Annotated in this window: 15 protein-coding genes and 4 pseudogenes; 15 read left to right on the top strand and 4 right to left on the bottom strand. The window is 39.7% G+C overall.

Annotated elements, in window-relative coordinates; genetic code table 11:
* The first annotated feature begins 490 nt into the window (after nt 1-490).
* Nucleotides 491-1,687, top strand: coding sequence for an elongation factor Tu (gene tuf / locus HT729_RS02240; RefSeq protein ID WP_001040724.1), 1,197 nt, complete (start codon nt 491-493; stop codon nt 1,685-1,687).
* Nucleotides 1,688-1,783: 96 nt separating this feature from the next.
* Nucleotides 1,784-2,314 carry a hypothetical protein gene (locus HT729_RS11875; protein WP_240164412.1) on the top strand — a complete coding sequence of 177 codons (531 nt, stop codon included), beginning with the start codon at nt 1,784-1,786 and terminating at the stop codon, nt 2,312-2,314.
* 77 nt (nt 2,315-2,391) lie between these two features.
* On the opposite strand, the gene HT729_RS02230 is transcribed toward HT729_RS11875, so the two are convergent.
* Both HT729_RS02230 and HT729_RS02225 read right to left on the bottom strand, forming a co-directional pair.
* A complete protein-coding gene (locus HT729_RS02230) occupies nt 2,392-3,474 on the bottom strand; it encodes a DEAD/DEAH box helicase (RefSeq protein WP_000837546.1) in 1,083 nt (360 codons plus the stop codon).
* Nucleotides 3,471-4,448 (bottom strand): Gfo/Idh/MocA family oxidoreductase, encoded by a 978-nt coding sequence (locus HT729_RS02225; RefSeq protein ID WP_000915857.1) that lies wholly within the window; start codon nt 4,446-4,448, stop codon nt 3,471-3,473. Before HT729_RS02225 ends, HT729_RS02230 begins: the two co-directional genes overlap by 4 nt.
* A gap of 196 nt (nt 4,449-4,644) precedes the next feature.
* Between HT729_RS02225 and HT729_RS02220 the strand changes: the two genes are divergently transcribed.
* From HT729_RS02220 to HT729_RS02185, 9 genes and pseudogenes are all read left to right on the top strand, one after another.
* Nucleotides 4,645-5,619 (top strand): Rpn family recombination-promoting nuclease/putative transposase, encoded by a 975-nt coding sequence (locus tag HT729_RS02220; protein WP_000603335.1) that lies wholly within the window; start codon nt 4,645-4,647, stop codon nt 5,617-5,619.
* A 5-nt stretch (nt 5,620-5,624) separates the two neighbouring features.
* Nucleotides 5,625-5,735 (top strand): annotated as a pseudogene (locus HT729_RS11870) (flagellar assembly protein H domain protein); the annotation flags it as partial.
* Between the two features lie 452 nt (nt 5,736-6,187).
* Nucleotides 6,188-6,787, top strand: coding sequence for a DUF6088 family protein (locus HT729_RS02215; protein ID WP_000998387.1), 600 nt, complete (start codon nt 6,188-6,190; stop codon nt 6,785-6,787).
* 234 nt (nt 6,788-7,021) lie between these two features.
* Nucleotides 7,022-8,413, top strand: a complete 1,392-nt coding sequence (pgdA, locus tag HT729_RS02210) for a peptidoglycan-N-acetylglucosamine deacetylase PgdA (RefSeq protein WP_054393103.1) — start codon at nt 7,022-7,024, stop codon at nt 8,411-8,413.
* Between the two features lie 114 nt (nt 8,414-8,527).
* On the top strand, nt 8,528-9,370 hold the full coding sequence (locus tag HT729_RS02205; RefSeq protein ID WP_001099666.1) for an aldo/keto reductase: 843 nt from the start codon (nt 8,528-8,530) through the stop codon (nt 9,368-9,370).
* A 272-nt stretch (nt 9,371-9,642) separates the two neighbouring features.
* The gene (locus HT729_RS02200; RefSeq protein ID WP_172931618.1) at nt 9,643-10,404 is read left to right on the top strand and encodes an elongation factor Tu; all 762 of its coding nucleotides are present in this window, start codon (nt 9,643-9,645) and stop codon (nt 10,402-10,404) included.
* 370 nt (nt 10,405-10,774) lie between these two features.
* The gene (glyQ, locus tag HT729_RS02195) at nt 10,775-11,692 is read left to right on the top strand and encodes a glycine--tRNA ligase subunit alpha (RefSeq protein ID WP_000038736.1); all 918 of its coding nucleotides are present in this window, start codon (nt 10,775-10,777) and stop codon (nt 11,690-11,692) included.
* Nucleotides 11,693-11,903: 211 nt separating this feature from the next.
* Nucleotides 11,904-13,940 (top strand): glycine--tRNA ligase subunit beta, encoded by a 2,037-nt coding sequence (gene glyS, locus HT729_RS02190; RefSeq protein WP_172931617.1) that lies wholly within the window; start codon nt 11,904-11,906, stop codon nt 13,938-13,940.
* A gap of 41 nt (nt 13,941-13,981) precedes the next feature.
* On the top strand, nt 13,982-14,239 hold the full coding sequence (locus tag HT729_RS02185) for a DUF896 family protein (protein ID WP_000371287.1): 258 nt from the start codon (nt 13,982-13,984) through the stop codon (nt 14,237-14,239).
* A gap of 99 nt (nt 14,240-14,338) precedes the next feature.
* Here HT729_RS02185 and HT729_RS02180 read toward each other — a convergent pair.
* Nucleotides 14,339-14,548 (bottom strand): annotated as a pseudogene (locus HT729_RS02180) (FAD:protein FMN transferase); the annotation flags it as partial.
* A gap of 37 nt (nt 14,549-14,585) precedes the next feature.
* On the opposite strand from HT729_RS02180, the pseudogene HT729_RS02175 reads away from it, so the two are divergent.
* The 4 genes and pseudogenes from HT729_RS02175 (at nt 14,586) to HT729_RS02165 (ending at nt 17,596) form a co-directional block, all read left to right on the top strand.
* Nucleotides 14,586-15,424 (top strand): annotated as a pseudogene (locus HT729_RS02175) (transposase family protein).
* Nucleotides 15,425-15,569: 145 nt separating this feature from the next.
* Nucleotides 15,570-15,788, top strand: a complete 219-nt coding sequence (locus HT729_RS12550) for a hypothetical protein (RefSeq protein ID WP_050261375.1) — start codon at nt 15,570-15,572, stop codon at nt 15,786-15,788.
* 32 nt (nt 15,789-15,820) lie between these two features.
* On the top strand, nt 15,821-16,408 hold the full coding sequence (locus HT729_RS02170) for an ABC transporter ATP-binding protein (RefSeq protein WP_172931616.1): 588 nt from the start codon (nt 15,821-15,823) through the stop codon (nt 16,406-16,408).
* A gap of 3 nt (nt 16,409-16,411) precedes the next feature.
* Nucleotides 16,412-17,596, top strand: coding sequence for a hypothetical protein (locus HT729_RS02165; protein ID WP_172931615.1), 1,185 nt, complete (start codon nt 16,412-16,414; stop codon nt 17,594-17,596).
* Nucleotides 17,597-17,947: 351 nt separating this feature from the next.
* Here HT729_RS02165 and HT729_RS02160 read toward each other — a convergent pair.
* Nucleotides 17,948-18,370, bottom strand: a pseudogene (locus HT729_RS02160) (IS30 family transposase); the annotation flags it as partial.
* Between the last annotated feature and the right edge of the window lie 26 nt (nt 18,371-18,396).

Genomic DNA, 18,396 nt, shown 5'->3' with positions numbered 1-18,396 from the left:
TTGATTTCCCTTCCTTTTTCCATCGTTCGATTAAACGACGGCTATCGATTGTCAAATGTTTGGCTTTTGTAGTATAATGGTTTTTCATCTCTGTGCCTTTCTTGTGTTTGTGGTTGAACAACAAGTATAACACAGAGGTGTTTTCTTATGCCTAGAAGAGCTTTCATTTGACAAGAGGAACCCTTGAAGCAGTTTTGTCAGCTAAACCAAGGCTAATCTTAGCCTTGGCTTGTCAGCCTAACAGCATCAAGCCTCTTATCAAATGAAATCGAGGGCTAGCTATCAGCTAGTTGAACCATCTAATTTTTAGGAGGACTGGGTGGCTAACTTCATTATAGAACTTTCAGTTAAATTTTTACCAAGAATAATTCACAAAAACGTTGTAAAACACTTGCAATTTAGCTGAAATTTGATAAAATAGTAAGGAAAGTTAGACTGTATTGCCTACTGTCTATCTATAAAATATATTTTATTGGAGGCTTTTACTCAAATGGCAAAAGAAAAATACGATCGTAGTAAACCACACGTTAACATTGGTACTATCGGACACGTTGACCACGGTAAAACTACCCTAACTGCAGCTATCACAACTGTTTTGGCACGTCGCTTGCCTTCATCAGTTAACCAACCTAAAGACTATGCGTCTATCGATGCTGCTCCAGAAGAACGCGAACGCGGTATCACTATCAACACTGCGCACGTTGAGTACGAAACTGAAAAACGTCACTACGCTCACATCGACGCTCCAGGACACGCGGACTACGTTAAAAACATGATCACTGGTGCCGCTCAAATGGACGGAGCTATCCTTGTAGTAGCTTCAACTGACGGACCAATGCCACAAACTCGTGAACACATCCTTCTTTCACGTCAGGTTGGTGTTAAACACCTTATTGTCTTCATGAACAAAGTTGACTTGGTTGACGACGAAGAATTGCTTGAATTGGTTGAAATGGAAATCCGTGACCTATTGTCAGAATACGACTTCCCAGGTGACGATCTTCCAGTTATCCAAGGTTCAGCTCTTAAAGCTCTTGAAGGTGACTCTAAATACGAAGACATCGTTATGGAATTGATGAACACAGTTGATGAGTACATCCCAGAACCAGAACGTGACACTGACAAACCATTGCTTCTTCCAGTCGAAGACGTATTCTCAATCACTGGACGTGGTACAGTTGCTTCAGGACGTATCGACCGTGGTATCGTTAAAGTCAACGACGAAATCGAAATCGTTGGTATCAAAGAAGAAACTCAAAAAGCAGTTGTTACTGGTGTTGAAATGTTCCGTAAACAACTTGACGAAGGTCTTGCCGGAGATAACGTAGGTGTCCTTCTTCGTGGTGTTCAACGTGACGAAATCGAACGTGGACAAGTTATTGCTAAACCAGGTTCAATCAACCCACACACTAAATTCAAAGGTGAAGTCTACATCCTTACTAAAGAAGAAGGTGGACGTCACACTCCATTCTTCAACAACTACCGTCCACAATTCTACTTCCGTACTACTGACGTTACAGGTTCAATCGAACTTCCAGCAGGTACTGAAATGGTAATGCCTGGTGATAACGTGACAATCGACGTTGAGTTGATCCACCCAATCGCCGTAGAACAAGGTACTACATTCTCTATCCGTGAGGGTGGACGTACTGTTGGTTCAGGTATGGTTACAGAAATCGAAGCTTAATTCGATTTAGTTCCCAGAAGAACAATTATTTAAGTCAGACACTAAAAGAATCTTGCTTTGCAAGGTTCTTTTTTTCAGATATTGAACTAATACTCAATGAAAATCAAAGAGCAAACTAGGAAGTTAGCTGCAGGCTGCTCAAAACACTGTTTTGAGGTTGCATATAGAACTGACGAAGTCAGTTCAAAACACTGTTTTGAGGTTGTAGATAAGACTGACGAAGTCAGCTTAAAACACTGTTTTGAGGTTGTAGATAAGACTGACGAAGTCAGCTCAAAACACTGTTTTGAGGTTGTAGATAGAACTGACGAAGTCAGCTCAAAACACTGTCTTGAGGTTATAGATAAGACTGACGAAGTCAGCTCAAAACATGGTCTTGAGGTTGTAGATAGAACTGATGAAGTCAGCTTAAAACACTGTCTTGAGGTTGCAGATAGAACTGACGAAGTCAGCTCAAAACACTGTCTTGAGGTTGCAGATAGAACTGACGAAGTCAGCTCAAAACACTGTCTTGAGGTTGCAGATAAGACTGACGAAGTCAGCTCAAAACACTGTTTTGAGGTTGCAGATAAGACTGATGAAGTCAGTATCATATACATACGACAAGGCGAAGCTGACGCGGTTTGAAGAGATTTTCGAAGAGTATAAAATTGAATTGCTTATAAAAAGCTCCATACACTGGATGTGTATAGAGCGATGGGGCTTTATTTAATATAGAGTTCTTGATTTTTCAAGACAATTTCACGTACGCTCGCAAATTTCTTAAGTTTTTTAAGTTCTTCTGGATGAGTGACGAGAGTGATAACATAACCTTCCTTGCCCATACGGCCAGTACGGCCAGCACGGTGAGTGTAGGTTTCAATATCTCTAGGAATATCAAAGTTTACGACACATTCTAGGCTATCGATATCAATTCCACGTGCCAGAAGGTCTGTTGCTAGAAGCAGGGTTAGTTGCTTGTCTTTAAACTTTTCTAAGATGACTTTTCTAAATTTGACATTAACATCACTAGCGAGAGAAACAGCCAAGATATCCCGATACTGTAATTTTTCCTCTGCACTTCCAAGGTCTGATAGGCTGTTAAAGAAGACCAGACCGCGGAAATCCTCCACATGAGCTAGTTTTCGTAGCATATCCACTCGGTGACGTTGGTCTACCTGCATATAGAAATGTTGGATGTTATCCAGTTTTTGGTCAGAGAGATCAATGGTACGTGTGTTTGGCGCAATCTTTTCTTGGTCAAACTTAGTCGTGGCACTCATGTAGACCAGTTGGTGGTCACGCGGTGCGTAGTGAGTGATTTTCTCAACAAAGTGAATCTGAGAATCATCTAGCAATTGGTCGAATTCATCCAGGATGATGGTTTCCACATTCATCATCTTGATTTTTTTCAATTTAATGAGTTCAAAGATACGTCCAGGAGTTCCAATCAGAATTTCTGGTCCTTTTTTTAGGCGTTCAATCTGGCGTTTCTGGCTCGAACCTGATAAGAAGAGTTGGGGAGTCAAGCCGATAGTCTCAGCCCACGTTTTACATACATCAAAAATCTGTCCAGCAAGCTCTGTATTTGGTGCTAGAATCAAGAGTTGCTGCGCTTTTTTCTTTTGTAGTCTGAGAAGACTTGGTAGGAGGTAAGCTAGGGTCTTACCGGTTCCTGTTGGACTTACTCCTAGAAGATTTTCTCCTGCAAGAATGGGCTCAAATAGTTGAGTTTGAATGGGGGTAAATTCTTGGAAACCGAGTTGGTCACTTAGTTCTTGCCATTCAGTAGGTAGTTTGCTTTTCATTTTTCTGCCTCAAATCTAATGCCAGCAGTCTGGCGCATGGTATATAGTAGCTCATGAACAGAGCCTGCATCATCCAGCCAAGTCTGGTAAAGTGTCTGGTCTGGTTGCTGAATCATGTGTGCAAATGCAGTGACTTCCTCAGTCATCGTATGAGGAGCCTGTTGAATAGGGAGCTGGACTTGATTGCCTTGGTGGTCGGTAAAAATAGCTGAGCGAATATGCTCAATCGTGTTGAGGGTCAAGGTTCCATTTGTTGTGTAAATTTCGCAAGGAAGATTGGAAGTGATGTTTTTCCCAGCCTTGATATGAACTTGAAAGTCAGGGTAGAAGAGGATACCGTCTCCATTTAGGTCCATGCTATTGTCAAGCTGTTGAGCCATGTAGGTTGCGTCCTCAGCCTTTCCAAAGAGACGAACGGCAGCGTAGAGAGGATAAATCCCCAAATCCATAAGTGCTCCACCAGCAAAACGCTCTGAAAAGACATTGGGCGTATGCCCAGCCAACAAGTTAGGCATTTTGGAAGAATATTTGGCATAGTTGAAATCTGCCCCCAAAATTTGTTTGTCTGCTAAAAAGTTTTTGATGATAGTGAAAGCTTTTTCATGGTAATTACGAGCTGCTTCAAAGATAAAACAGTGATTTTTTTCAGCTGTTTGAACCAAATCCGGCCAGTCTTGTGGCTGAGTGACAGCTGGCTTTTCAAGAATGACATGTTTACCTGCAGACAAGGCAGCCTTTGCCTGAGCAAAATGCAAGGAGTTTGGACTGGCAATATAGACTACATCGAAGGAGCTCTTGAAGAAGTCTTCTAATTGATCAAATAGTTGGATATCCTGATAGCGAGAAGCAAAGGTTGCTGCGGTTTCAAGTTTCCTAGAATAGACTGCGACCAGCTGGTATTTCCCACTAGCATGGGCTGCTTCTATGAAGTGGTGGCTGATATCGCCAGTGCCAATGATACCTAATTTAAGCATAAATACTCCTTTTCTGATTTTAAATCCTTCTTTTATTATAACATAGATAGACGGGACTATCCAACAGAGGGGAAAAATTTCAAATAAGCGATTAGCTTTCTTCTGAAGAAAAGCTTTCTTTTACGAATAAATAGATAGAAGCATCAAATCTAGCAAATTAGATTAAAAAATGTGCTATAATAGAAGGAGGAGAAGGATGATTCTAAGACATCCGGGCATTAGCCCGACCAACGACTTGGTTGCTAAGAAAATTTTTAGCAATCCAGAAATCACTTGTCAATTTATTCGCGATATGCTGGACTTGCCAGCAAAAAATGTGACGATTTTGGAGGGAAGTAACATTCACGTCTTGCCTTCCCTGCCCTACTCGGCGCAGGATTTCTATACCAGTATAGACGTCTTGGCGGAGTTGGATAATGGCACTCAAGTAATCATTGAAATCCAAGTCCATCATCAGAATTTTTTCATCAATCGTTTATGGGCTTACCTGTGCAGTCAGGTCAATCAAAATCTTGAAAAAATTCGCCAGCAAGAAGGCAATACTCACCAGAGCTACAAACACATCGCACCAGTATACGCTATTGCAATTGTGGATAGTAATTATTTTCAAGATGATTTGGCTTTCCACAGTTTTAGCATGCGAGAGGACACGACAGGTGAGGTCTTAACCATCACAAATAACGGTCAGGAAAACCATCTGGTTAAGATGGCTTTCTTGGAACTAAAAAAATACAGAGAAACCAGCAAAGACAAGGTTCGTAAACCATGGTTAGAGTTTTTCGGGAATAAACCCTTTACCCAGCAGCCCGAGCGAGCCATCAGCCAAGCAGATCAACTGCTGGACTACAAGAGTTGGTCCGAGGAGGATAAGAAAATGTTTAGTGAACAACGCAGGCGAGAAGAACAAGCCATGTTAGCACAGGACTATGCCTTAGAAACTGCTAGGGCGGAAGGGATTGAACAAGGACTGGAGCGCGGTCTTGAACGTGGGCGAGCTGAGGGCATTGAACAGGGAATTGAACGTGGACGAGCTGAAGGCATCGAACAGGGATTAAAAGTAAGTTTAGCAAATCTAGTTCGTCAAGGTCTTCTAACACCTGAGGTTGCGAGTGAGCAATTAGGCATGACTGTGGCTGAGTTTGAAGAACTATTGAAAGAGCATCATAAATAAGACCTAAAAAATACAGAGAAACCAGCAAAGACGAGGTTCGCAAGCCGTGGTTGGAGTTTTTTGGCAACAAGCCCTTTACCGAGCGAGTCATCAGCCAAGTAGACCAACTGCTGGATTAAAAATTAGGAAATATCGTGTAGAAAATAGTAACAGATTTTATCTCTTTGTGGGATGAAGTCTGTTTTTTTGTATGATGGGCAGGTCCTACATCTGAGTGGCAAGTTCTCCGTAGGTATCCGCTATTGGTTAATGCATAGCATATCTGAATGAAATAAGAACTAAACAAATCAGTCAGGAAAGTCAAAGTAATTTCTATTATAGTAGATTGAAACTAGAATAGTGCGCCTCTACTTCTAAAACATTNNTATTCTTATTTCATTTTACAATATAAAAGAAATAAATACGGCTGACTATCCTGATTTTTATAATCAAGCGATTACTGAAATAAGAAATGGGATAAAATAGATAGAGATGTTACATAAGAAATTGTAAGAGGTCTGTTCCCTCTTGATAAAATGACTCTCGCACCCAAAATAGCATCATATTCGGTGCAAAGGAGGTGCGATAGATGAACGATAAGCAGGAAATAGTAAACAGGATAGAAAATTTTGAATCGAATCAAGTTTTTATAGCAAATGATTTCTTTGAAATTGTAGGATATGAAACTGTTCGTAGTACATTAAATCGTCTTGTAAAAGACAAAAAGGTTACTCGCATTTTGAAAGGTATTTATTATAAACCAAAATATATAGAACTGATTGGAGAGTATGCAATGGCCTCTGTGGATGAAGTTGCTGATGCTATTGCTAGAAAATATAATTGGACCATTGCTCCATCGGGAAACACAGCCCTTAATTTACTTGGTCTATCTACGCAGGTACCAGCAAAATGGATCTATATATCAGATGGAAGATATGCCAGTTTTAATGTTGGTAAGGCAAGAATAGAATTTAAGCATAGAAATAATGGAGATATTTCAAATATGTCAACCTTAACTGCAATGGTGATACAATCTGTCAAGGCAATGGGGAAAGAGAACATTACTTCTCAGCAGATTGACTACTTACGGAAAAAATTATCTGAAGAAGAAAAGTCAACATTACTAGCTGAAGGTAAAACTACAAGTGTCTGGGTATATAGTATTATCAAGAAAATATCAGAGGTATAGGGATGTTTGAGGATAAATCGACTGGGAAAAATAAATCAATTTCTCAGAATGTTTTTAGAAGTGACGGTGTCTATTCTAGCTTCAATCTACTAGAAATTCCATAGATAGAAAACTAGATGGTTCCTATAGATAGGGCTGATTTAGTTGATGTGAGATGCTTTGGCTTGCTAGAGGAATTGTGGATTGCCAAACTGTATCATTGAAATTATTGCTTAAATTTGTTATGATATAAATATGAATAAAAGTAGACTGGGACGTGGCAGACACGGGAAAAAGAGACATATATTATTGGCTTTGATTGGTATTTTAGCAATTTCTATTTGCCTATTAGGCGGATTTATTGCTTTTAAAATGTATCAGCAAAAAAGTTTTGAGCAAAAGATTGAATCGCTCAAAAAAGAGAAAGACGATCAATTAAGTGAGGGAAATCAGAAGGAGCATTTTCGTAAGGGTCAAGCCGAAGTGATTGCCTATTATCCTCTCCAAGGTGAGCAAGTGATTTCCTCTGTTAGGGAGCTGATAAATAAAGACATTAAGGACAAGCTAGAAAGTAAGGACAATCTTGTTTTCTACTATACAGAGCAAGGAGAGTCAGGTTTAAAGGGAGTCGTCAATCGTAATGCGACCAAACAAATCTATGATTTAGTTGATTTTAAGGTTGAAGAGACTGAAAAGACCAGTCTAGGAAAGGTTCACTTAACAGAAGATGGGCAACCTTTTACACTTGACCAACTGTTTTCAGATGCTAGTAAGGCTAAGGAACAGCTGATAAAAGAATTGACCTCCTTTATAGAGGATAAAAAAATAGAGCAAAACCAGAGTGAGCAGATTGTAAAAAGCTTCTCTGACCAAGACTTATCTGCATGGAATTTTGATTATAAGGATAGTCAGATTATCCTTTATCCGAGTCCTGCGGTTGAAAATTTAGAAGAGATAGCCTTACCAGTATCTACTTTCTTTGATGTTATCCAATCTTCGTACTTACTCGAAAAAGATGCGGCCTTGTACCAGTCTTATTTTGATAAGAAACATCAAAAAGTTGTCGCTCTAACCTTTGATGATGGTCCAAATCCAGCAACGACTCCGCAGGTATTAGAGACTCTAGCTAAATATGGTGTTAAAGCCACTTTCTTTGTGCTTGGGAAAAATGTTTCTGGGAATGAGGACTTGGTGAAAAGGATAAAATCTGAAGGTCATGTTGTTGGAAACCATAGTTGGAGCCATCCGATTCTCTCGCAACTCTCTCTTGATGAAGCTAAAAAACAAATTACTGATACTGAGGATGCGCTAACTAAGGCGCTGGGTTCTAGTTCAAAACTCATGCGTCCGCCTTATGGAGCCATTACAGACGACATTCGCAATAGCCTCGATTTGAGCTTTATCATGTGGGATGTGGATAGTCTGGACTGGAAGAGTAAAAATGAAGCATCTATTTTGACAGAAATTCAGCATCAAGTAGCTAACGGCTCTATCGTTCTGATGCATGATATTCACAGTCCGACAGTCAATGCCTTGCCAAGGGTCATTGAGTATTTGAAAAATCAGGGTTATACCTTTGTGACCATACCAGAGATGCTCAATACTCGCCTAAAACCTCATGAACTGTATTATAGCCGTGATGAATAAGCAAGAAAAAATAGGTTCTGTCAGATATGTGATAGACTTATTTTTTACAAAAGATAGTACTAATTAGCAAAAAAATTATGCTATAAATGATAAATAAAATAGAAGGAGAAGCATATGAATACCTATCAATTAAATAATGGAGTAGAAATTCCAGTTCTAGGATTTGGAACTTTTAAGGCTAAGGATGGAGAAGAAGCCTATCGTGCAGTGTTAGAAGCCTTGAAGGCTGGTTATCGTCATATTGATACGGCGGCGATTTATCAGAATGAAGAAAGTGTTGGTCAAGCAATCAAAGATAGCGGAGTTCCACGAGAGGAATTGTTCGTAACTACCAAGCTGTGGAATAGCCAACAAACCTATGAGCAAGCTCGTCAAGCTTTTGCAGAGTCTTTAGCGAAGTTGGGCTTGGATTATTTGGATCTGTATTTGATTCATTGGCCAAATCCAAAACCGCTTAGAGAAAATGACGCATGGAAAATCCGAAATGCTGAGGTCTGGAGAGCGATGGAAGACCTCTATCAAGAAGGCAAGATCCGTGCTATCGGCGTTAGCAATTTTCTTCCCCATCATTTGGATGCCTTGTTTGAAACAGCAAAAATTCTTCCAGCGGTCAATCAAGTTCGCTTGGCGCCAGGTGTGTATCAAGAGGAAGTCGTAGATTACTGTCGAGAAAAAGGAATTTTATTGGAAGCTTGGGGCCCTTTTGGTCAGGGAGAACTATTTGATAGTAAGGAAGTCCAAGAAATCGCAGCAAATCATGGAAAGTTTGTTGCTCAGATAGCCTTGGCCTGGAGCTTGGCAGAAGGATTTCTACCACTTCCAAAATCTGTCACAGCCTCTCGTATTCAGGCTAATCTTGATTGCTTTGGAATTGAATTGAGCCATGAGGAGCGTGAAACCTTAAAAGCGATTGCTGTTCATTCTGGTGCTCCACGAGTTGATGATGTGGATTTTTAGAAAATCATAAAAAGAATTGTACATTGTTCTAATTTTTGATATAATAGTCAGCAGGAAAGAAAGTCTTATGGCGTTCTTCAAGCGAGCTTGGGATAGTGGGAGCCAAGTAGGGCAAAATAAAGTGCTGGCGCTTTCTGTAGTATTTTCAAAAACAATGAAGTAATAAATTAGGGTGGAACCGCGTTTCTGACGCCCCTAGGTTAAATCAACCTAGGATTGTCGGACGCGGTTCTTTTGCTTATTCAGTCTATTGTGTGAAAGAAAGGAGAGACGTGGAAAACCTTTATCTTGTAAAAGACGATAGTCAACTAGCTACATTTCGTGATTTTGTAGTAAGAAATACTGAAAAGTTGAAAGATTATCAATCTTTTTTAAAGAATGAACTTGCAGTCTGTGATTTACCGCAAGCCGTTATTTGGTCAGATTTTAATGCTGCTACACAGATTATTAGGGAAAGCGCTGTTCCAGCCTATACAAATAATAGACGAATGGTTGTGACGCCTGATTTAGCTGTTTGGAAAGAGTTATATTTGTATCAGTTGATGGACTACAAGTGTTCTCAGCAAACTCAAGCAATAGAAAGTCACTATCATTCTTTATCTGAAAATTTCCTCTTACAGATTGTAGGACATGAGCTAGCTCATTGGTCGGAGCATTTTTTAGATGATTTTGATGGTTACGACTCTTATATCTGGTTCGAAGAGGGGATGGTTGAATATATTAGTCGCAAGTATTTCTTGACAGAAGAGGAATTTCAAGCGGAAAAAATTTGTAATCAATCTCTCGTAGAACTTTTTCAGAAGAAGTATGGTTGGCATTCACTGAATGATTTTGGTTCTTCGACTTATGATAAGAACTATGCAAGTATTTTTTATGAATACTGGCGCAGCTTTTTGACAGTAGATAAATTGGTAGAAAATTTAGGTAGTGTACAAACGGTCTTAGATTCTTATTATCTATGGGCAAATACAGATAAAACTCTTCCCTTGTTAAATTGGTTTGTTCAGCAGAAATTAATTGAAAAAGAAATATAAAAACTAAAGGAGTAAATAATGTCTAAAAAATTAACATTTTACTGCGTCAGTGGCAGAAACCTCCTTACAGTCGGGCTGCTCCACGCTCAGCACTAGAGTGCCTGAGCTAGACGCAGTACTAACTCGTCTTGCCTCGTATGATCGACGAGGCAGACTCGTGTCGCAAGAAATCATTTTTTATTAAGGAGTATTCAATGTCTAAGAAATTAACATTTCACTGCGTCAGTGGCAGAAACCTCCTTACAGTCGGACTGCCCTACGCTCAGCACTAGAGTGCCTGAGCTAGACGCAGTACTAACTCGTCTTGCCTCGTATAATCGACGAGGCAGACTCGTGTCGCAAGAAATTATTTTTTATTAAGGAGTATTCAATGTCTAAGAAATTAACATTTCAAGAAATTATTTTGACTTTGCAACAATTTTGGAATGACCAAGGTTGTATGCTCATGCAGGCTTATGATAATGAAAAAGGTGCGGGAACGATGAGTCCTTACACTTTCCTTCGAGCTATCGGACCTGAGCCATGGAATGCAGCCTATGTAGAGCCATCACGTCGTCCTGCTGACGGTCGTTATGGGGAAAACCCTAACCGTCTCTACCAACACCACCAATTCCAGGTGGTCATGAAGCCTTCTCCATCAAATATCCAAGAACTTTACCTTGAGTCTTTGGAAAAATTGGGAATCAATCCTTTGGAGCACGATATTCGTTTTGTTGAGGACAACTGGGAAAACCCATCAACTGGTTCAGCTGGTCTTGGTTGGGAAGTTTGGCTTGACGGAATGGAAATCACTCAGTTCACTTATTTCCAACAAGTCGGTGGATTGGCAACTGGCCCTGTGACTGCGGAAGTTACCTATGGTTTGGAGCGCTTGGCTTCTTACATTCAAGAAGTAGACTCTGTCTATGATATCGAGTGGGCTGATGGTGTAAAATACGGAGAAATCTTTATCCAGCCTGAGTATGAGCACTCAAAATATTCATTTGAAATTTCGGACCAAGAAATGTTGCTTGAAAACTTTGATAAGTTTGAAAAAGAAGCTGGTCGTGCATTAGAAGAAGGCTTGGTACACCCTGCCTATGACTATGTTCTCAAATGTTCACATACCTTTAATCTGCTTGACGCGCGTGGTGCCGTATCTGTAACAGAGCGTGCAGGCTATATCGCTCGTATCCGTAACTTGGCCCGTGTTGTAGCCAAAACCTTTGTTGCAGAACGCAAACGCCTAGGCTACCCACTTTTGGATGAAGAAACAAGAGCTAAACTCCTAGCAGAAGACGCAGAATAAAGAGAGTGACAAATTACGAAAATGGGCGAACAGAGTGAGCCCTGAGCCAGTTGCCGCAGTGATGAAGGTATCCTTAGTGAAACTAAGGATACTAGGCAAAATTGGAGACTTTTGGCTCCAATTTTAGCAATGAAACAACGAAGTTGGTTGCTTGCGTGCCAATCACATAAGGCAAACTGGAAAATAAAAAGATACTTTTCGGAGAAAAAACATGACAAAAAACTTATTAGTAGAACTCGGTCTTGAAGAATTACCAGCCTACGTTGTCACACCAAGTGAAAAACAACTAGGAGAAAAAATAGCAGCCTTCCTCAAGGAAAACCGCTTGTCTTTTGAAGCTATTCAAACCTTCTCAACACCACGTCGTTTGGCTGTTCGTGTAACTGGTCTTGCAGACAAACAGTCTGATTTGACAGAAGATTTCAAGGGTCCAGCAAAGAAAATTGCCTTGGATAGTGATGGAAATTTCACCAAAGCAGCTCAAGGATTTGTCCGTGGAAAAGGATTGACTGTTGAAGATATCGAATTCCGTGAAATCAAGGGTGAAGAATATGTCTATGTCACTAAGGAGGAAGTTGGTCAAGCAGTTGAAGCCATTGTTCCTGGTGTTGTAGATGTCTTGAAGTCATTGACTTTCCCTGTCAGCATGCACTGGGCTGGAAATAGCTTTGAATACATTCGTCCTGTTCACACTTTAACAGTTCTTTTAGATGAAGAAGAGTTTGATTTGGATTTCCTTGATATTAGGGGAGAGCGTGTGAGCCGTGGCCATCGTTTCTTGGGGAAAGAAACCAAAATTCAGTCAGCATTGAGCTATGAAGAAGACCTTCGTAAGCAGTTTGTAATCGCAGATCCATGTGAACGTGAGCAAATGATTGTTGACCAAATCAAGAAAATTGAGGCAAAACATGGTGTACGTATCGAAATTGATGCGGATTTGCTGAATGAAGTCTTGAATTTGGTTGAATACCCAACTGCCTTCATGGGAAGTTTTGATGCTAAATACCTTGAAGTTCCAGAAGAAGTCTTGGTGACTTCTATGAAGGAACACCAGCGTTACTTTGTTGTCCGTGATCAAGATGGTAAACTCTTGCCAAACTTCATTTCTGTTCGTAACGGAAACGCAGAGCGTTTGAAAAATGTCATTAAAGGAAATGAAAAAGTCTTGGTAGCCCGCTTGGAAGACGGAGAATTCTTCTGGCGTGAAGACCAAAAATTGGTGATTTCAGATCTTGTTGAAAAATTAAACAATGTTACCTTCCATGAGAAGATTGGTTCCCTTCGTGAACACATGATTCGTACTGGTCAAATCACTGTACTTTTGGCAGAAAAAGCTGGTTTGTCAGTGGATGAAACAGTTGACCTTGCTCGTGCAGCAGCCATTTACAAGTTTGACTTGTTGACAGGTATGGTTGGTGAATTTGACGAGCTCCAAGGAATTATGGGGGAGAAATATGCCCTTCTTGCTGGTGAAACTCCAGCAGTGGCAGCTGCTATTCGGGAACACTACATGCCTACATCTGCTGACGGCGATCTTCCAGTGAGCAAGGTCGGTGCAGTACTTGCTATTGCAGACAAATTAGATACGATTTTAAGTTTCTTCTCAGTAGGTTTGATCCCATCAGGTTCTAATGACCCTTATGCCCTTCGTCGTGCAACGCAAGGTGTGGTTCGTATCTTGGATGCCTTTGGTTGGCATATTGCTATGGACGAGCTGATTGATAGCCTTTATGCTCTAACATTTGACAGCTTGACTTATGAAAATAAAGCAGAAGTTATGGACTTTATCAAGGCTCGTGTTGATAAGATGATGGGTTCTACTCCAAAAGACATCAAGGAAGCAGTTCTTGCAGGTTCAAACTTTGTTGTGGCAGATATGTTGGAAGCAGCAAGTGCTCTCGTAGAAGTAAGAAAGGAAGAAGATTTTAAACCATCTGTTGAATCACTTTCTCGTGCCTTTAACCTGGCTGAGAAGGCAGAAGGGGTTGCTACGGTTGATTCAGCACTATTTGAGAATGACCAAGAAAAAGCTTTGGCAGAAGCAGTAGAAACACTCGTTTTATCAGGACCTGCAAGTCAGCAATTGAAACAACTCTTTGCGCTTAGCCCAGTCATTGATGCTTTCTTTGAAAATACTATGGTAATGGCTGAAGATCAGGCTGTCCGTCAAAATCGTTTGGCAATCTTGTCACAACTAACCAAGAAAGCAGCTAAGTTTGCTTGTTTTAACCAAATTAACACTAAATAAAATTTGATAAACGGACTTTATCTTATTACAGAGGAGAAGAAATGGATCCGAAAAAAATTGCTCGTATCAATGAGCTTGCTAAAAAGAAAAAAACAGAAGGCTTAACACCAGAAGAAAAAGTGGAACAAGCCAAACTACGTGAGGAGTACATCGAAGGTTATCGTCGCGCTGTTCGTCACCACATTGAAGGAATCAAAATTGTGGACGAAGAAGGAAACGATGTTACACCAGAAAAACTACGCCAAGTACAACGTGAAAAAGGTTTACATGGCCGTAGTCTTGATGACCCAAATTCATAATATGTATTCTTTCTTTTTTAAAACTAAATGACTATAACATGAGATTTCCTTTCTCTTTTTACATAATACAATTTTAAAACTCCATTGAAACAGTTGTCTCTATAGAGTAGGAATTCCTGAAGAACAGCTTAGGTGACCTTCTTTATCGATGAGGATGGCTTCGATGCCCTCAAAACTTTCGACTTGCCAGAGGATAGAAGCATGTCTTTCTCCAAAGAGTCGAGTCGTTCAGATTTCGCTATCGACTGATTTATCAGAGATGATTGTTAGACTCGCTAGTTCCGTTTCAACAGGATATCCTGTTTGATTAGACTTCCTGCGAAACAATATATGGTAGAATAGTTCTATGAATTATGAAGCAAGTAAACAACTAACTGATGCACAATTTAAGCGCCTTGTTGGTGTTCAGCGTACCACTTTTGAAGAGATGTTAGCTGTATTAAAAACAGCTTATCAACTTAAACACGCAAAAGGTGGACGAAAACCTAAATTAAGCCTAGAAGACCTTCTTATGGCCACTCTTCAATATGTGCGAGAATACCGCACTTATGAACAAATTGCGGCTGATTTTGGTATTCACGAAAGCAACTTAATCCGTCGGAGCCAATGGGTTGAAGTAACTCTTGTTCAAAGTAGTGTTACGATTTCAAGAACTCCTCTCAGTTCTGAGGACACGGTAATGATTGATGCGACGGAAGTAAAAATCAATCGCCCTAAAAAAAAGAATTAGCGAATTATTCTGGTAAAAAGAAATGCCACGCTATGAAGGCTCAAGCGATTGTCACAAGTCAAGGGAGAATTGTTTCTTTGGAGATCACTGTGAACTATTGTCATGATATGAAGTTGTTCAAAATGAGTCGCACGCAAACTCCACGTAAATCCAGCAAACTCAAGCTGCTAACAGCTGAAGATAAAGCCTGTAACCATGCGCTATCTAAGGAGAGAATCAAGGTTGAGAATATTTTTGACAGAGTATAGTAGATTGAAACTAGAATAGTACACCTCTACTTCTAAAACATTGTTAGAAATCGATTTGACTGTCTTGATCGATTTGTCCTGTTCTTATTTCATTTCTCTATAAAAACGTTTAAAATGTTTTCAACAACCTATCGAAATCATCGTAAACGCTTCGGATTACGAATGAATTTGATTGCTGGTATTATCAATCATGAACTAGGATTCTAGTTTTGCAGGAAGTCTAGTAGTAAAATAAACTAAAAATCTGTTGCATAATAATGATAAAAACGATATAATGAAAGCGTCTTCGATATTGATGATATAAAATCATTAAAAATTAGCAAAAATCGTTTAATTAGTTAGTTTATAATCTATTGGTCTTCTTCAGTCCAGTGTATCTGCTAAGACCGTTCTTAAAAGTTATCGCTATGATTGGAATACCTACTATAGGTATAGTATGAATTACCACAGATATGGATATATTGTCATTCCGGAATGGTCTCGTTATTATAGCTATTCTGAGTATAAAGTTGGCGGAGGCTGGAACTACGATCGTTATGAGGTAGTAAACCATTACAAAGGAGGCTATTGATCCTTAAAGAGTGAGAAAAAGGAGGACTGGATATGTTACAGCTTACTCATGTGACCTTAAAAACGCGACAAGTCATCTTACAAGATGTAGATTTCACCTTTGAAAAGGGCAGTATTTATGGCGTTCTTGCTATCAATGGCTCTGGAAAGACGACACTATTCCGCGCCATTAGCAATTTAATTCCTATAAGTAGCGGAAATATTGCATCCCCTCCTTCTTTATTTTATTATGAGAGCGTTGAATGGCTGGATGGAAACTTAAGTGGGATAGACTATCTTCGCCTTATCAAAAATATCTGGAAGTCAGGTCTGAACTTGAGGGATGAAATTGCCTATTGGGAAATGTCTGACTATATCAGTCTTCCCATTCGCAAGTATTCCTTAGGCATGAAGCAACGCTTGGTGATTGCCATGTATTTCCTCAGTCAGGCCAAATGTTGGCTCATGGATGAGATTACAAATGGCTTAGATGAGTATTATCGACAGAAGTTTTTTGATAGGCTGGCACAAATCGATAGACAAGAGCAGCTGGTTCTTTTAAGTTCCCACTATAAGGAAGAGTTGGTTGATGTCTGCGATAGAGTAGTAACCATTCATCAGGGGCAGATAGAAGAGGTTTAGTTTATGAAAGATGTTAGTCTATTTTTATTAAAAAAAGTTTTCAAAAGTCGCTTAAACTGGATTATCTTAGCTTTATTTGCATCTGTACTCGGTGTCACCTTTTATTTTAATAGTCAGACTGCAAACTCACACAGCTTGGAGAGTAGGTTGGAAAGTCGCATTGTGGATAACGGGAGAGCCATCAATGAAAATGAAGCGAAACTTTCCCAAATGTCTGACACCAGCTCGGAGGAATACCAGTTTGCTAAAAGTAATTTAGAATTGCAAAAAAATCTTTTGAAGCGAAAGACAGAAATTCTGACTTTATTAAAAGAAGGGCGCTGGGAAGAGGCCTACTATCTGCAGTGGCAAGATGAAGAGAAGAATTATGAATTTGTATCAAATGACCCGACTGCTAGCCCTGACTTAAAAATGGGGGTTGACCGCGAACGGAAGATTTACCAAGCCCTGTATCCCTTGAACATAAAAGCACATACTTTGGAGTTTCCGACCCACGGGATTGATCAGATTGTCTGGATTTTAGAGGCTATCATCCCAAGCTTGTTTGTGGTTGCTATTATTTTCATGCTAACGCAACTATTTGCAGAAAGATATCAAAATCATCTGGATACAGCTCAGTTATATCCTTTTTCAAAAGTGGCATTTGCCATGTCCTCTCTTGGAGTTGGAGTGGGCTATGTAACTGTGCTGTTTATCGGAATCAGCGGATTTTCTTTTCTAGCGGGAAGTCTGATAAGTGGTTTTGGACAGTTAGATTATCCCTACCCAATTTATAGCTTAGTGAATCAAGAGGTGACTATTGGAAAGATACAAGATGTGTTATTTCCTGGCTTATTCTTAGCTTTCTTAGCCTTTATCGTCATTGTGGAAGTAGTGTACTTGATTGCTTACTTTTTCAAGCAAAAAATGCCTGTCCTTTTTCTTTCACTCATTGGGATTGTTGGCTTACTGTTTGGCATCCAAACCATTCAGCCTCTTCAAAAGATTGCACATCTGATTCCCTTTACTTACTTGCGTTCAGTGGAGATTTTATCTGGAAGATTACCTAAGCAGATTGATAATGTCAATCTAAATTGGAGCATGGGGATGGTCTTACTTCCTTGCTTGATTATCCTTTTGTTAGTGGGGATTTTATTTATCGAAAGATGGGGAAATTCACGTAAAAGGGAAGTTTTTAATAGATTCTAGCATTTCTATACGGAAAATAAGTAAAAACTAATATAGAGAGGGAATCAACTTGGTTCTCTCTTTTTGATGTGGAAACCAAGCCAAAATACAATGAAAGTTCTATAATGAAGTTAGCCACCCAGCCCTCCTAAAAATTAGATGTTTCAACTAGCTTATAGCTAGCCCTCGATTTCATTTGATAAGAGGCTTGATGCTGTTAGGCTGACAAGCCAAGGCTAAGATTAGCCTTGGTTTAGCTGACAAAACTGCTTCAAGGGTTCCTCTTGTCAAATGAAAGCTCTTCTAGGCATAAGAAAACACCTCTGTGTTATACTTGTTGTTCAATCACAAACGCCAAATTTCAAGTTCAAGTTAGCCATGAAGAATAAATTCTCTGGGTGATTTGTAGTTCAAGCATTTTTTAGGATAGTTATTAATCCAATTTTCGATGAATGCGACTTCTTTGGGAGTCGTTTTCTTAGTTCCCTTAGGTAACCATCTCCGAATAAGCCTGTTGTGATTCTCATTAGTTCCCCTTTTCCAAGAGGCATAGGGGTGCGCATAATAGATATGTTCCTCAGAAAATACATCAGACAAGCGGTTAAATTCTGTACCATTATCTGCCGTGATGGAAAGAATCTGATGTTGTTTTAAGATGAGTTTTAAAGCCTGATTGACCGCCTCAGCACTTTTATTTGGAATCAATCTGATAATTTGAACCCTAGCACTTCGATCAGTTATGACAACTAAAGAAAAATTTTACACTCTTGTAAGCAGTACCGTAAGAATCCCATAAAGACAATTCACCAATTACTCATTAA

It is taken from the genome of Streptococcus sp. 79, from assembly GCF_013277425.1.
Classification (GTDB): Bacteria; Bacillota; Bacilli; order Lactobacillales; family Streptococcaceae; genus Streptococcus; species Streptococcus pseudopneumoniae.
The sequence above is the reverse complement of the archived record's forward strand: the minus strand, read 5'-3'. Positions and strand labels throughout refer to the sequence as shown.